At 71.0% G+C, this 13938-nt stretch carries 11 protein-coding genes; 2 read left to right on the top strand and 9 right to left on the bottom strand.

What is annotated here, in order from left to right:
- Positions 1–48 precede the first annotated feature (48 nt).
- Positions 49–996 (bottom strand): epoxide hydrolase family protein, encoded by a 948-nt coding sequence (locus tag JR065_RS18205; RefSeq protein WP_206235798.1) that lies wholly within the window; start codon positions 994–996, stop codon positions 49–51.
- A 166-nt stretch (positions 997–1162) separates the two neighbouring features.
- On the opposite strand from JR065_RS18205, the gene JR065_RS18210 reads away from it, so the two are divergent.
- Entirely contained in the window at positions 1163–2053 is an 891-nt protein-coding gene (locus JR065_RS18210; protein ID WP_206235799.1) for a LysR substrate-binding domain-containing protein, read from the top strand.
- 132 nt (positions 2054–2185) lie between these two features.
- Here the strand turns inward: JR065_RS18210 and JR065_RS18215 are convergent, their stop codons facing one another.
- From JR065_RS18215 to JR065_RS18240, 6 genes are all read right to left on the bottom strand, one after another.
- Complete coding sequence (locus JR065_RS18215; protein WP_206235800.1) at positions 2186–3190, bottom strand: class I fructose-bisphosphate aldolase; 1005 nt, start codon at positions 3188–3190, stop codon at positions 2186–2188.
- Positions 3191–3385: 195 nt separating this feature from the next.
- Positions 3386–4852 carry a pyruvate kinase gene (gene pyk / locus JR065_RS18220; protein WP_206235801.1) on the bottom strand — a complete coding sequence of 489 codons (1467 nt, stop codon included), beginning with the start codon at positions 4850–4852 and terminating at the stop codon, positions 3386–3388.
- A gap of 172 nt (positions 4853–5024) precedes the next feature.
- On the bottom strand, positions 5025–5672 hold the full coding sequence (locus JR065_RS18225) for an HAD hydrolase-like protein (protein ID WP_206235802.1): 648 nt from the start codon (positions 5670–5672) through the stop codon (positions 5025–5027).
- Positions 5669–6847 carry a phosphoglycerate kinase gene (locus JR065_RS18230; RefSeq protein WP_206235803.1) on the bottom strand — a complete coding sequence of 393 codons (1179 nt, stop codon included), beginning with the start codon at positions 6845–6847 and terminating at the stop codon, positions 5669–5671. Before JR065_RS18230 ends, JR065_RS18225 begins: the two co-directional genes overlap by 4 nt.
- A gap of 342 nt (positions 6848–7189) precedes the next feature.
- Entirely contained in the window at positions 7190–8542 is a 1353-nt protein-coding gene (locus JR065_RS18235; protein ID WP_206235805.1) for a DUF3999 domain-containing protein, read from the bottom strand.
- Entirely contained in the window at positions 8539–11220 is a 2682-nt protein-coding gene (locus JR065_RS18240; protein WP_206235806.1) for a DUF2339 domain-containing protein, read from the bottom strand. Before JR065_RS18240 ends, JR065_RS18235 begins: the two co-directional genes overlap by 4 nt.
- A gap of 230 nt (positions 11221–11450) precedes the next feature.
- On the opposite strand from JR065_RS18240, the gene JR065_RS18245 reads away from it, so the two are divergent.
- Complete coding sequence (locus JR065_RS18245) at positions 11451–12527, top strand: methyl-accepting chemotaxis protein (protein WP_206235807.1); 1077 nt, start codon at positions 11451–11453, stop codon at positions 12525–12527.
- Between the two features lie 30 nt (positions 12528–12557).
- Here JR065_RS18245 and JR065_RS18250 read toward each other — a convergent pair whose 3' ends face one another.
- Both JR065_RS18250 and JR065_RS18255 read right to left on the bottom strand, forming a co-directional pair.
- Positions 12558–13565, bottom strand: a complete 1008-nt coding sequence (locus tag JR065_RS18250; RefSeq protein WP_206235809.1) for an NADP-dependent oxidoreductase — start codon at positions 13563–13565, stop codon at positions 12558–12560.
- Entirely contained in the window at positions 13562–13936 is a 375-nt protein-coding gene (locus JR065_RS18255) for a hypothetical protein (protein ID WP_206235810.1), read from the bottom strand. The genes JR065_RS18250 and JR065_RS18255 overlap by 4 nt, the downstream gene beginning before the upstream one ends.
- Positions 13937–13938: the final 2 nt, after the last annotated feature.

The following is a 13938-nucleotide window of genomic DNA, read 5'->3' on the forward strand; positions in this document are numbered from 1 at the left end:
GCCATGCGCGCACCTGTTTCCAGCCGGGCCGCCGTTAGCCGGTTGATCCTACTCGGGAAAACGTGGGGATACCTCAGGGTCCGACCCCTCCCGCCGCTGGCCGTGATAGATCCAGGTCGAGGTCACGGCGGCCGCCGGCGCGACATACAGCATGATGTCGGTGAGCAGTTCCTCTTCCGAGAACTTGCTCCAGATGTCCGGGCCGCCATCGGCCCGGGTCGGAAGATCGGCCCACTTGCCGATCTTCTCCAGTATCCAGCCTGCCACGCCGACCGGGCTGTCGGCCATCGCGACGCCCAGGGTCTGCGGGCGCGTGCGCTGCTCGTGCGCGTAGCCGGTCTCCAGATCGAGGATGGCGTCGCGGCGGGCGATCAGGTCCTTCTCCTGCGCGGTCGTGGCCGTGGCGTCGCTGGCGAAGATGCTCACCATGTTGATGTGCAAGCCGAGCAGCGCGTCGGGCCGCAGGAACGCCATCCAACTGCCGATATGCGCGCCCCAGTCGCCGCCCTGGACGAGGTAGCGGGCTTGGCCGAACAGCCGGACCATCAGCCCGTGCATGAGCTCGGCGGCCCGGCGCGGACCGATGATGCCGGTGATCGGCGTGGAAAAAGCGAAGCCCGGGAGGGACGGAACCACGACGTCGTGCCCGTCCGCCGCCAGAGGCGCGAGGAGCCGCTCGAATTCAAGATACGACCCCGGCCAGCCGTGCAGGAGCAGAAGCGGCGGCTTGGATCCGTCGCCGCGCAGATGGACGAAATGCAGGCGCTCGCCCTCGACCTCGGTGGCGAAGTTGGGCAGCTGGTTGAGGCGCCGTTCGATCGCCCGCCAATCGTAGCGGTCCCGCCAGTAGGCGACGAGCCGCTTGAGGTCGTCGATCCCGACGCCTGCGCTCCATCCTCCGGCGTCCGCGAGTTGGCGCCAGTCGTAGGCGTCCACTTTCGCCTGGATGCTGGCGAGCCGTGCATCTGGAATGTCGATCGTGTAGGGCGAGACCATTGTTCACCTCATCGCTCAGCGGTGACCGCCACGTCGGTTGGCGAGCGGTACGTCCATGGGGCTGGAACTCGAGTCTTTCGGCCAACGCAACGATAGAGACCGGTCGCGCCTCGTGTCTATACTAAAAAGGCCGTCAACACCTTTGCGTTTTTCGCACAATTGCCCCATGGACATCGCTGGCGAACTGGAAGTCTTTACCCTGGTGGCCGAGGCCGGGAGTTTCTCGGCGGCGGGACGACGGCTGAAGCTGGCGCCGTCGTCCGTCACCCGGGTCGTCGACCGGATCGAAGCCCGCCTCGGCGTCCGCCTGTTGCTGCGGACGACCCGGTCGCTGACGTTGACCCCGGAAGGCGCGACCTATCTGTCCTCCGCGCGGCGGATCCTGGCGGACCTGCGCGAAACCGAACAGCTGATCGCCGACCAGAGCTCGCCGAAGGGGCGCCTGCGCGTGAGCCTCTCGCTCACCTACGGACGGATGTTCGTGGTGCCGCTTCTGCGCGATTTCCTCCAGCGCCACCCCGGCATCCTGCTCGAGGTGATCTCCACCGATGCCGTGATCGACATCGCCGCCGGCCAGGCGGACGTCGCGGTGCGCCTGGGCCCGCTCCCCGACAGCCCGCTCACGGCACGCAAGCTTGCCCAGACCCACAAGCTGATCGTGGCCTCGCCCGACTATCTCGCGCGCCGCGGTACGCCGGTCGTCCCCGAGGACCTGCACGGGCACGACTGCATCGGCTTCAACTTCAAGCGCGCCGCTCCGACCTGGCCCTTCCGCAAGGACGGGCGCGACTACGCGCTGCCGATCAAGGGCAGCGTGGAAACCAACAATGGCGAGACGCAACGCCAGTTGGCCATCGAAGGCCTCGGGATCGCGCGGGTGTGCGCCGAAACGGCGGAGGACGCGATCCAGGCCGGCCAGCTCGTGGCGCTCCTGGAGGCGTTCAACCCGGGCGACGGCGAGGAGGTCCATGCGGTGTTCGTCGGCGGCACGCACACGCCGGCACGGGTCCGCTGCTTCGTCGACTACCTCGTCCAGCGGCTGGGCAAGGTGCGTTGATCGAAACGTGCGCCGAGAGGAGTGGCTGGCTCGGCAGGACACGCGATAACGCCAAACGCGATGAGGCGTCCCGAAAACGAAGAACGCCGGCATTTGCCGGCGTTCTCGCTCACTCCAGCGGCGGCGCCGGACTCAGCCCTGCCACTTGCCCAGCGCGGCCAGGCCGTTCTCCTTGGCGCGCTCGTAGATCACCTGCTGCGCCTTGGCGAAATTGCCCTTCATGTCCTGCGACCACAGCTTCAGCGCGGCCTGCTGCATCGCACGGCCGTAGGAGAAGCTCAGCGGCCACGGCAGGTTGCCGAGCTGGTTCATCGCGTTCAGGTGCGCGGTGGACTGCTCGTCGGTCTGGCCGCCGGACAGGAACACGATGCCGGGCAGGATCGCCGGCACGGTGCTCTTCAGGCACATCACGGTGGACTCGGCCACTTCCTCGACGCTGGCCTGCTCGTCGCAGTCCTTGCCGGCGATGACCATCGACGCCTTCAGGATGGTGCCTTCGAGCACCACGTTCTGCTCGTACAGCGCGCCGAACAGCGAGCGCAGCGTGGCTTCGGTCACTTCGTAGCAGGTCTCGATGTCGTGGTCGCCGTCCATCAGCACCTCCGGCTCGACCATCGGCACCAGGCCCTGCTCCTGGCACAGCGCCGCATAGCGCGCCAGCGCATGCGCGTTGGTCTCGATGCACACGCCGGACGGGATGTCCTCGCCGATGGTGATCACCGCGCGCCACTTGGCGAAACGCGCGCCGAGCTTGTAGTACTCCTCCAGGCGCGCGCGCAGGCCGTCCAGGCCCTCGGTGACCAGCTCGCCGGGCATGCCGGCCAGCGGCTGCGCGCCCTTGTCGACCTTGATGCCGGGGATGATGCCGTGCTCGGCCATGTACTTGGCGAACGGCACGCCGTCCTTGGTCTTCTGGCGGATGGTCTCGTCGAACAGGATCGCGCCGGAGATGTAGTCGCTCAGCTTCGGCGTGGTCAGCAGCAACTCGCGGTAGGCGCGGCGGTTCTCTTCGACGTTCTCGATGCCGACGCCGGCGAAGCGCTTGGCGATCGTGCTGGTGGATTCGTCGATCGCGATGATGCCCTTGCCCGGGGCGACCATCGCCTGTGCGGTTTCGGCAAGCTGTTCGATGCTCATGGAGTTCCTATGGCACGGGGGAAAACCGAAGTATATCCCGCGGCGGCGCAGCCATTCCTTCACGGAATGCTTGCAACCGTTTCCACGCGGTAGACGAAGCGGAGACGTGCGCGCGTTGCGCCATCGGCGCAAAAAAAAGCCGCGCGCTGCCTGGGCAGCGCGCGGCCATCCGTTGCGGCACCGGGGCCGCGGGCGTTACAGCTCGCCCAGACCGCTGGCGCGGCCGTCCGGGCCCACCTCGAGCAGGCGCAGCGTGTTGGTCGCGCCGTGGGTCTCCATGTGCTCGCCGCTGGTGAACACCACGCGATCGCCCGGGCCCATGCGCTCGGCCTCGACCAGCAGGCGGATCGCCGCGCGCGCGGCCTCGCGCGGGGTCAGTCCGCGGCTGTCGAAGTTGATCGGGAACACGCCGCGCATCATCGCCATGCCGCGGCGCGCGCCGTCGTGGCGGGTGAAGGCGTAGATCGGCATCTTGGAGCGGAAGCGCGACAGGAAGCGCGGCGTGCCGCCGGATTCGGTCAGCGCGACCACGCCGCCCAGGCCCACGTGCTCGGACAGGAACATCGTCGCCATCGCGATCGCCTGGTCGGCGCGCTGCAGGTTGCGCTGCGCGGCCTCGAAGTCGGTGTCCATCTCGAACTGGCGCTCGGCGCCCAGGCAGATCCGCGCCATCGCCTGCACCGCCTTGACCGGGTAGGCGCCAGCGGCGGTTTCGGCCGACAGCATCACCGCATCGGTGCCGTCGATCACCGCGTTGGCCACGTCCAGCACCTCGGCGCGGGTCGGGATCGGGTTCTCGACCATCGACTGCAGCATCTGCGTGGCGGTGATCACCACTTTGTTCTGCGCCAGCGATTCGCGGATGATCTTCTTCTGCAGGCCGGGCAGCTCGGCGTCGCCGATCTCCACGCCCAGGTCGCCGCGCGCGACCATCACCACGTCGCTGGCCTCGACGATCTCGGTCAGGTTCTCGATCGCCTCGGTGCGCTCGATCTTCGACACCAGCGCGGCATAGCAGCCGTGCTGCTCGGCGATGCGCCGCGCGTCGTGCATGTCCTGCGCGTTACGGCAGAACGACACCGCGATGAAATCGACGCCGATCTTGGCGACGATGCCGATCAGTTCCTTGTCGCGCTCGGTCAGCGCGCCCAGCGACAGGCCGCCGCCCTGCTTGTTCAGGCCCTTGCGGTCGGACAGCACGCCGTCGTTGAGCACGGTGCTGACGATGCGCTCGCCCTGCACCTCGACCACCTGCAACTGCAGCAGGCCGTCGTCGAGCAGCAGCACGTCGCCCGGCTTCACGTCGTTGGGCAGGCCCAGGTAGCTGACCCCGACCTGGTTCTCGTCGCCGGCCGGCGCGTTGGCGTCGGCGACCAGGTCGAAGCGCGCGCCGGCCTTCAGCGAGACCTTGCCGCTGGCGAAGCGCTCGATGCGGATCTTCGGCCCCGGCAGGTCGGCGAGGATACCCACCTCGCTGCCCACGCGCTGCGCCGCGGCGCGCACTTCGGCGGCGCGCTTGGCCTGGCCGGACGGATCGCCGTGCGAGAAGTTCAGCCGCACCACGTTGACGCCGGCGCGGAACAGGTCTTCGAGCACGCCCGGCGGGTCGGTGGCCGGCCCGAGGGTGGCGAGAATCTTGGTGCGGCGCTGACGTTCGATCATGATGGGGAGCCTCCCGGGCAAAGAGTCGGAAATTAACACAGGCGGGTCGCCATCACGATTTCGTTGTGGCATACCCGCGGAATGATTCCGGCATGTCCTGCGGACACGCCGGGCCTTGGCCGCTGACGCCGCGCTGTCCTGGACGGGGACAATCGCGCGTCCTCGGCCACGCTCAGCCGTCGACCAGGCCGGGCAGTTGCGCCGGCTGCGCCGCCAGCTGGGTGGCGCCGGCGGCGCGCAGTTCGTCCTCGCTGCCGAAGCCCCACAGTACGCCGATGCTGCGCATGCCGTGGTGGTTGGCGCCTTCGATGTCCATGCGCCGGTCGCCGATCATGCGGCAGCCGTCGGCCTGCAGCGACAGGCGCCGCAGCGTCTCGGCGATCAGGTCGGGCTTGAAGCGGCGCTGGCCGTCGTCGCTGGCGCCGACGACCTGCTCGAAGTGCGCGCCGAACGGCAGCGTCTCGACGATGCGCCGGGCGAAGCGCTCGTTCTTCGAGGTCACCACCGCCAGGCGGTGGCCTGCGGCGACCAGCGCCTCGACCGCCGCGCCGATCTGCGGGAACACGGTGTGTTCGCGCCAGCCCTGGCTGTCGTAGCGCTGGCGATACAGCGCCAGCGCCTGCTCGACCCGCGCCGGATCGGCGTCGAAATGCGCGTGGAAACTGTCGCGCAGCGGCGGGCCGATCCAGCTGCGCAGCACGTCCGCCGGCGGCGCTGGCAGCGCCATCTGCGCGAAGGCATGCAGGATGCTGCCGACGATGCCGGCCTCCGAGTCGACCAGGGTGCCGTCCAGGTCGAAGAACAACGTATCGGTACTCACGCCCCGCGTGCCTCCAGCGCGGCGACCGCCGGCAGGGTCTTGCCCTCAAGGAATTCCAGGAACGCGCCGCCGCCGGTGGAGATGTAGCTGACCTGGTCGGCGATGCCGTACTTGTCGACCGCGGCCAGGGTGTCGCCGCCGCCGGCGATCGAGAACGCCGGCGAGGCGGCGATCGCGCGCGCCAGGGTCTGCGTGCCCGTGCCGAACGCATCGAACTCGAACACCCCGACCGGACCGTTCCACACCACGGTGCCGGCCTTGGCGATCAGCTCGGCGTAGTGCGCGGCGGTGTCCGGGCCGATGTCCAGGATCAGGTCGTCGTCGGCGACCTCGGCCAGCGCCTTCACCGTGGCCTGCGCCTCGGGCAGGAACTGCTTGGCCACCACCACGTCGCTGGGCAGCGGGATCGCCGCGCCGCGCGCGTTGGCGTCGGCGACGATCTTGCGCGCGGTGTCCAGCAGGTCCGGCTCGCACAGCGACTTGCCGACCGGATATCCGGCCGCGGCGATGAAGGTGTTGGCGATGCCGCCGCCGACGATCAGCTGGTCGACCTTGCCGACCAGGTTCGACAGCAGTTCCAGCTTGGTCGAGACCTTGCTGCCGGCGACGATCGCCAGCAGCGGCTTGGCCGGATGCAGCAGCGCCTTGCCCAGCGCATCCAGCTCGGCCATCAGCAGCGGGCCACCGGCGGCGACCGGCGCGAAGCGGATCACGCCGTGGGTGGAAGCCTGCGCGCGGTGCGCGGTGCCGAACGCGTCCATCACGAACACGTCGCACAGCGCCGCGTACTTCCTGGCCAGGGCTTCGTCGTCCTTGCCCTCGCCGACGTTCATCCGGCAGTTCTCCAGCAGCGCGATCTGGCCCGGCGCCACGTCCACGCCATCGACCCAGTCGCGCCGCAGCGCCACCTCGGTGCCGAGCAGCGCGCTCAGCCGCGCGGCCACCGGCGCCAGCGAATCCTCCGCGCTCCAGGTACCCTCCTTCGGCCGCCCCAGGTGCGAGGTGACCATCACCGCGGCGCCCTGCTGCAGCGCCAGCTTCAGCGTCGGCACCGACGCCACGATGCGCTGCTCGGAGGTGATCCGGCCTTGGTCGTCGATCGGCACGTTCAGGTCTTGCCGGATCAGCACGCGCTTGCCGGACAAATCGAGATCGGTCATTCGCAAAATGGGCATTGTCGGTCGCTCGCTATCGGGGGGAATTGCAAAGAAGAGAGGCGCGGTGCCGCGCTCGGCGCGGCCAGCGCGGCTTCGGAACGTCGGAATGGCCATCCATGGCCGCGCGCTCGCCGGACACAGCGAGACCGGACCATGCGAAGCATGCTGGCATCGGACCACGTTCCTCGCGATGAAGGACCGCCATTGTCGGAGGTTCGCGGCGATGCGGCAAACCCGGAGCGGGCCCGGCAGAGGTCATCGCGGGTCCACGCTTACTGGCGCAACGAATCGCGGGCGTGCCTCGCGGGCGCATCGCCCGCGCCACAACGCATCGCGCGGGGCCGCGAACGCCGGGCGGGATCAGCCGCCGCTGGCCGCCGGCGCCTTGCGCAGCAGGCTGAAGGCGAAGCCGACCACGATCAGCGCCGCACCGATCAGCAGCGCCCACAACAGCCAGGCCTTCCAGTCGCGTACCGGCGGCGCCGGCTGCAGCGCGGCCTCGCCCGCCAGCGGCGTCGCCACGCCCAGGCTCGCCTTGGCCGGCGTCCATTGCGGGCCGCGCTGGGCGCGCAACGCCTCCAGCGTGGCGGCCACCGGCGCCGCGGCACGCTGCGCACGCGCACTGCCGGCGGCCAGCGCGTACGGCGGGGCGCCCTGCGCCAGGAAGGTCAGCGTCTCCGGTTGATAGCCCAGGCGCAGCGCCGGGCGCTGGCTGCCCGGGTCCTGCGTCGCCAGCAGCCGCCAGTAGCGGTCGCGCACCGGCGCGGCCAGCGCCTGCGGCGGCGAGCGGTCGCTGTCCTTGCCGACCTGGAACGCCACCCATGGCCCGGCGCGGTCCTGCCACGGCGCTTCGGCGCCGTCGCGGCTCTGCACTCGCCATTCGATCGCGCTGTTGCCGGGCAGCGCCACGTCCACGCGCGCCACCGGGTAACGCCCCGGCGACTGGAATTCGAAGCTGCGCTGCGCCGCATCGGCGCGCAGCGCATCGAGCTGCTGCCAATGCCAGTCGGCGGCCGCCGGCGCGGCGGTCAGTTCGGCGCCGACCCCGCTCAGGCTCGGCAATGGCGCCGGCGACAACGGCACCAGCCGCAGGTAGCGGACCTGGCGCCCGATCACGATGCGCAGCTGCTGCAGGCGCTGTCCCTGGTTGGCCAGATCGACCAGCGTCGCCTCCGGCACCAGCACCTGCCAGTCGCGCAGGTCGTCGCTGGCTTCCACCCGGTAGCGCGCCTGCCGCGGCGCGTCGGCGGCCGCCCATTGCAGCGACAGCGCCAGCACCGGCTCGCGCAAGGCGGTGGCGTCGATCAGCCACCCCGCGCCGGCCGCATCGGCCGCCGAGCTGCCCACCCGGGTCTGGATGCGGCGCACGCTGCCGTCGGCATCGCGCTCGGCGATCAACTCCAGGTCGGCGCTGGCGCCGGCGCGGCCAGCCGGCAGCGGGAACCACGGCAGTGCCTGCTGGCGCGGCGTGGCGGCCGCCTGCTCGGCGCCGAACAGCGCCGCCGGCACCGGCTCGCCGTTGCCGTTGAACACCTCCACATCGCCGAGCGAGGCCAGATGCGCGCGGCGGTACACCGCATCGTCCAGCGTCACCCGGTAGGCGCCGGCATCGGCATCCTGCAGGGTCAACGGCCATTGCTGCGCGTAGTCCTCGCGCTGGCTGGCCGCCCACGCGGCGACCGGCAACAGCGCGAGCAGGATCAGACGTCTCATGCGGAGGCCTCCTCGGCCGGTTCGGCGCGGCGCGGCGGCGCCGGCGCGAAATATCCCACCACGGTGCACAACAGACCGTAAGCGATGAACGAGGCGATGCCGGCGACATTGCCCAGGTTGCCGCGGTCCACCAGCAGCAGCTTGCCCAGCACCACCGCCATCAGCAGCGCGCCGGCCAGCCACAGGCCGCGATGGCCGCGGCGCGAGCCCAGCACCCAGCCGATCACGCCGAGCACGCTCCAGACCACGGTCAGGCTGGTCTGCGCCACGCCGCTGGACAGCAGCCGTTCGTCCCACGCCACGCCGCCCCAGTAGTGCACCGCGTGCAGGGTGACGCTGGTGATCATCAGGAAGCCTGCCGCGGCCAGCAGGTACACGCGCAACGCGCGCAAGGCGGCCGGCGGCGCTGGCGACCACAGCCAGTGCGCCGCCAGCAACAGCACGATCGCCTGGGTCAGCTCCAGCGGATTGAGCAGCGGCAGCCACGGCAGCGGCGCGCTGCCGCCGGGCAGCGCCAGCGCCACCGTCCAGCCCAGCGCCAGCAGCGCGAAATAGCTGCTTTGCAAGGTGCCGCGGCAGCGTTCGAAGTCCGCGCCCAGCGGCGCGGCCAGCCACGGCCAGCGCCACAACGACACCGCCACGGCCAGCAGCCACGGCCACGCCAGCAGCGCCAGCTGCCAGCCCTGCGCCAGCGCGAAGCGCTGCGCCAGCCAGGCGCCGAGCAGCGACAGCGTCAGCGGCCATACCAGCCACCAGACGAACTGCGCCGCGCGCGCCATACCGCCGCCGGCACCGCGCAGGCAGATCAGGCTGCGCACGCCCAGTACCGCGAACAGCGCCCACGCCCAGGCACCGTGGCCGGCGAACGGCTGCCCGTGCGCCGCGGCCTGCATCGCCGCCAGCGGCAACGCCAGCAGCAGCCCGGCCAGGGTGGTGGCCGCCAGTGCCTGCGCCGGACGCCGCCGATGCACTTCCGCCGCCAGCCAGCCGCTCAGCGCGGCGAACCCCAGCCACACGTCCGCGCGCGCGTCGGCGGCGACGAAGCGCTCGACCTCGCCGATGCCGATGCCGCACCACCACGCCAGTCCCCACAGGTAGTACACCAGCGCTGGCGGCGTCCGCGCCGCGCGCCGGTACGACCAGGCGCTGGCGAAACCGGCGACCGCCAGCAACAGCGCGCTCATGCAGGTCGCATTGGCCACGGCGTGGACGTCGCGCCAGGCGCGGTCCAGGCCGATCACGAAACCGGCCGCCGCCGCCAGCTGCAACGCCGCGCCGCTGAGCTGCGGCAGCCAGCGCTGCTGGCGCAGGCCCAGCCACACCAGCGCCGCGCCTTCCAGCGCGAACACGCTGGCGGTGGCGTTGGCCGACAGCGCCAACGGCACCGCCAGCGTGGCGAAGCCGACCGCCAGCAACGCGTAGGCCTGGCCAAGCACGGCGAAGCGCTCGCGGCGGATCAGCGCGGCGGCCAGCGCCGCGTACAGCGCGGCCACGCCGACCGCGCACAGCGCCAGCGGCATGCGCTCGCCGTGCAGCAGGCCGGCCTGCAGCGAGAACGCGATCAACGGCGCGCCGAACACCAGGCTGCCGTCGATCGGATCGCGGCGATCGGCCGGCCGCCGGCGCGCGTACAGGATCGGGATCAGCAGATAGAAGGCGAAGAACAGCAGCAGGAACGGCTCGGTGCTGGCGAACTTCGCCGGCTGGTACTGCAGCACGCCCCACAGCGTGCCGATGCCGAAGGTGAAGGCGAAGCCGATCAGGTTCAGCACCCGCCACGGCCGGTACCAGGCGATCGCCAGCACCGCCGCGTTCAAGACCGCGTAGTACGAGAACAGGCCGACGTGGTTGCCGCTGCCGGTGGACAGCCAGATCGGCGCCAGGAACCCGGCGAGCACGCCGAGCACCGCCAGCGTGCGCGACTCCTGCATCACCGCCAGCACGCACATGCTCGCCACCAGCACGATGCTCAGCGCGAAGGCCGGCGCGGCCGGCAGCAGCCCGGACAGCTTGAACGCGGCGAACACGGTCAGCAGCAGCACGCCGATCGCGCCGCCCTGCAGCGCCAGCGCGAAGCTGCGCTTGCGCTCGCGCTGGCGCCAGCCGAACACCAGCCCGGCCATCGCCGCGGCGGCGATGCCGGCATAGCGCAGTTCGATCGGCACGCTGAGCCAGCCCTGGTCGCCGGCGTACTTGAGCAGCGCGGCGACGCCGGCCAGCAGCACCAGCATGCCGATCTTGACCGGCACGTTGCCTTCGGTGAACCAGCGCTTGGCCGCGCCCAGCGCGCGTTCGACCGGGCCCGGGCCGCTCGGCACGTAGGCGGCGGGCTCGGGCTCGGGCGCGTTCGGCGGCGTGGCGGCGAAAGGCGCCGGCAATGGCAGCGGCGGCGGTTGCGGCGGTTGCGCTGGCGGCGTTGCGGCGGCGGATGGATGGACCGGCGCGGCGTCGCCGTCATCCGGCCCGGCCGCGGCGCGCGCGTCCTCGGCGTCCGCCAGCGGCGCGGCCTCCCAGGCGTTCGCCGGCGCGGCCGCGACAGGCCCGTCGCGCCATTGCGCCAGTTCCTGCTCGAGCGCCGCGACCCGGCGCCTGAGCCCGGACAGCGACACCAGCGCCACGATCAGCAATACCGGCACCGCCAGTACCGCCAACACCACCACCACGATCAGCGTTTCCATCCCGCTCCTTGTCTCCCCCCGACGGCGCGGCGCCTGTTGCGACGGCACCCGCGCCAGCGGCCCGGCGGCGCCGGATCCACCCCCCCATGCTAGACGAGTTCGGCACGCGGGCGCTCGCCCGGCGGCGCGGCGCCGCTGGCGGGGGCCGCTCAAGCTTCGCCGCCGCGCGCCGATAGCGCCCTTATCCCCGGCTGCGCCGGCCGTTCTTCCGCCCCCACCTACCCGAGCCGATGAACCTGCCTGCCACCCCCACCGAGGTCGGGATCGACGACCACATCCGCTCCGTCGCCGGACTGTCCGACCAGTTGCTGGGCCAGCTGCGCCGCTCGCTGCAGCGCATCGACGAGATCAACCGCACCACCCACGTGATCTCGATGAACGCACGCATCGAATCGGCGCGGATCGGCCACGCCGGGCGCGGCTTCAGCGTCATCGCCCAGGAAATGGACGTGCTGTCGCGGCGCGTGGCCGATGCCACCCAGGACCTGGACAAGGTCGCCGCCAGCACCAGCGCCGACATGCGCCAGACCCTGCAGCGGCTGCAGGACGACGTGCGCCGCACGCGGCTGAGCGAACTGGCGCTGGGCAACATCGACCTGATCGACCGCAACCTCTACGAGCGCAGCTGCGACGTGCGCTGGTGGGCCACCGACGCGGCCATCGTCGCCGCCGCGCGCCATGGCCGCGGCGACGACGAACTGGCCTACGCGTCGCGGCGCATGGGCCAGATCCTGGATTCGTACACTGTGTACTTCGACCTGGTGCTGGCCGGCAGCGACGGCCGCGTGCTCGCCAACGGCCGGCCGCAGCAGTACGCCTCGGCCGGCAGCGACGTCTCCGGCCAGGCCTGGTTCGAGAGCGCCGCGCGCACCCGCAGCGGCGAGGAATTCGGTTTCCAGGAGGTGCACGCCAGCCCCCTGGCCGACGGCGAGCGCGTGCTGGTGTACTCGTGCACGGTGCGCGACGGCGGACGCGTCGACGGGCGCGTGCTCGGCGTGCTCGGCATCGTGTTTCGCTGGGACGCGCTGGCGCAGACGGTGGTGCAGCGCACGCCGCTGTCGGAGCAGGAGTGGGGCCGCAGCCGCGTGTGCATCGTCGATGCGCAGGGCCAGGTACTGGCCGATTCGGCAGGGCGCATGTTGCAGGAGCGGATCGACTTCCCCGGCCGCGACGCGCTGCTCAAGCAGCCGCGCGGCGCGGTGCTGTGCGACATCGGCGGGCGCCCGCATTGCGTCGCCCACGCCGCCTCGCCCGGCTACGAGACCTACCGCACCGGCTGGCATTCGTTGATCCTGCAGGCGCTGTAGCGCGGCCTGCGCGCCGGGCCGCCGGCGCGCTCAGGACGGCCCGATCCTGACCACCACCTTGCCCTTGGCGCGCCCGCTGTCGACGTAGGCCAAGGCCTGCGCGGCGGCGTCCAGCGCGAATACCCGGTCCACGACCGGCGTGATGATGCCGGCCTCGATCAACGCACCGAGCGCGCGCAGCTGATCGCCGCTGGCGGTCATGAACAGAAACGCGTAGCGGGCGCCGTGCCGCCTGGCCCTGCTGCGGATCCCGCCGCTCAGCATGCCGATCACCTGCCGCAGCGGCCAGGACAGGCCCTGTTGCACCGCGAAGTCCCGGTCGGGAGGCCCGGAGATGGAAATGAGCAGGCCGCCGGGCTTCAGCACGCGCAGCGACTTTTCCAGCACGTCCTTGCCCAGGCTGTGCAGCACGACGTCGTAGCCGTGCACGACCGTCTCGAAGTCCTGCGTCCTGTAGTCGATGACGAGGTCGGCGCCGAGCGCCTTCACCCACTCCACGTTGCCGGTGCCGGTGGTCGTGGCCACGAAGGCGCCCAGATGCTTGGCCAACTGGATGGCGATCGTGCCGACGCCGCCGGAGCCGGCGTGGATCAGCACCTTCTGCCCCTGCTTCAGCTTCGCCGTCTCGACCAGCGCCTGCCACGCGGTCAGCCCGACCAGCGGAACGGACGCGGCCTGCTCCATGCTCAGGTTCGCGGGCTTCAGCGCCAGCGCGCTTTCGCCGACCGCGATCCGTTCCGCGAACGTGCCGATGCGCGCCTGGTCCGGACGCGCATAGACTTCGTCGCCCGGCTTGAACCGCCGCACCTTGGAACCGACACGCACGACGACGCCGGCCAGGTCGTTGCCCAGGATCAGCGGAAGGCGATAGGGCAGGATCAGCTTGAACTCGCCCTTGCGCAGCTTCGCGTCGAGGACGTTGACGCTCGCCGCATGGATCTGCACCAGCACATCGTCGTCGCGCACCTCAGGCTCGGGCAGCTGGCCGATCCGCCCCGGATGCTTGCTGCCGTAACGCTCGATGAAGAACGCCTTCATGATCTTCCCCCGATGGAAACAAACGCGACTGCGAACGCGACCTCGAGCACGACGGCCAGCGCAATCCCGCTGCCCGCATGCCCCGCGGCCAGCTCCACGACGCCGAGCAGCGCAAGCAACGAACACGCCGTGACGATACCCGCTACCAGTGCCGCGCGTGCCGGCGACGGCGCCGCCTTCCTTGCCATGAACAACATCACCCCGATGCCCGCGTACAGCGCCGCCGCCCTTCGCGCCACCAGCTCGGCCGGCGGCGAGACACCGACGTTCCAGTTCGCCAGCATGGAACCCGGCGAGAACATCCAGATGCAGGCGATGACGAAGAACAGGACCGCGGCCAGGCTCGACAGCGAACGGAACCCCAGGCGCATGC

The sequence above is a fragment of the Xanthomonas sp. genome, assembly GCF_017163755.1.
Classification (GTDB): Bacteria; Pseudomonadota; Gammaproteobacteria; order Xanthomonadales; family Xanthomonadaceae; genus Xanthomonas_A.

What these genes read in the sequence shown, in the direction of transcription:
- JR065_RS18205 (WP_206235798.1), bottom strand. Translation starts at nt 996, where the DNA reads ATGGTCTCGCCCTACACGATCGACATTCCAGATGCACGGCTCGCCAGC.
- JR065_RS18210 (WP_206235799.1), top strand. Translation starts at nt 1,163, where the DNA reads ATGGACATCGCTGGCGAACTGGAAGTCTTTACCCTGGTGGCCGAGGCC.
- JR065_RS18215 (WP_206235800.1), bottom strand. Translation starts at nt 3,190, where the DNA reads ATGAGCATCGAACAGCTTGCCGAAACCGCACAGGCGATGGTCGCCCCG.
- pyk (WP_206235801.1), bottom strand. Translation starts at nt 4,852, where the DNA reads ATGATCGAACGTCAGCGCCGCACCAAGATTCTCGCCACCCTCGGGCCG.
- JR065_RS18230 (WP_206235803.1), bottom strand. Translation starts at nt 6,847, where the DNA reads ATGCCCATTTTGCGAATGACCGATCTCGATTTGTCCGGCAAGCGCGTG.
- JR065_RS18235 (WP_206235805.1), bottom strand. Translation starts at nt 8,542, where the DNA reads ATGAGACGTCTGATCCTGCTCGCGCTGTTGCCGGTCGCCGCGTGGGCG.
- JR065_RS18240 (WP_206235806.1), bottom strand. Translation starts at nt 11,220, where the DNA reads ATGGAAACGCTGATCGTGGTGGTGGTGTTGGCGGTACTGGCGGTGCCG.
- JR065_RS18245 (WP_206235807.1), top strand. Translation starts at nt 11,451, where the DNA reads ATGAACCTGCCTGCCACCCCCACCGAGGTCGGGATCGACGACCACATC.
- JR065_RS18250 (WP_206235809.1), bottom strand. Translation starts at nt 13,565, where the DNA reads ATGAAGGCGTTCTTCATCGAGCGTTACGGCAGCAAGCATCCGGGGCGG.
- JR065_RS18255 (WP_206235810.1), bottom strand. Translation starts at nt 13,936, where the DNA reads ATGCGCCTGGGGTTCCGTTCGCTGTCGAGCCTGGCCGCGGTCCTGTTC.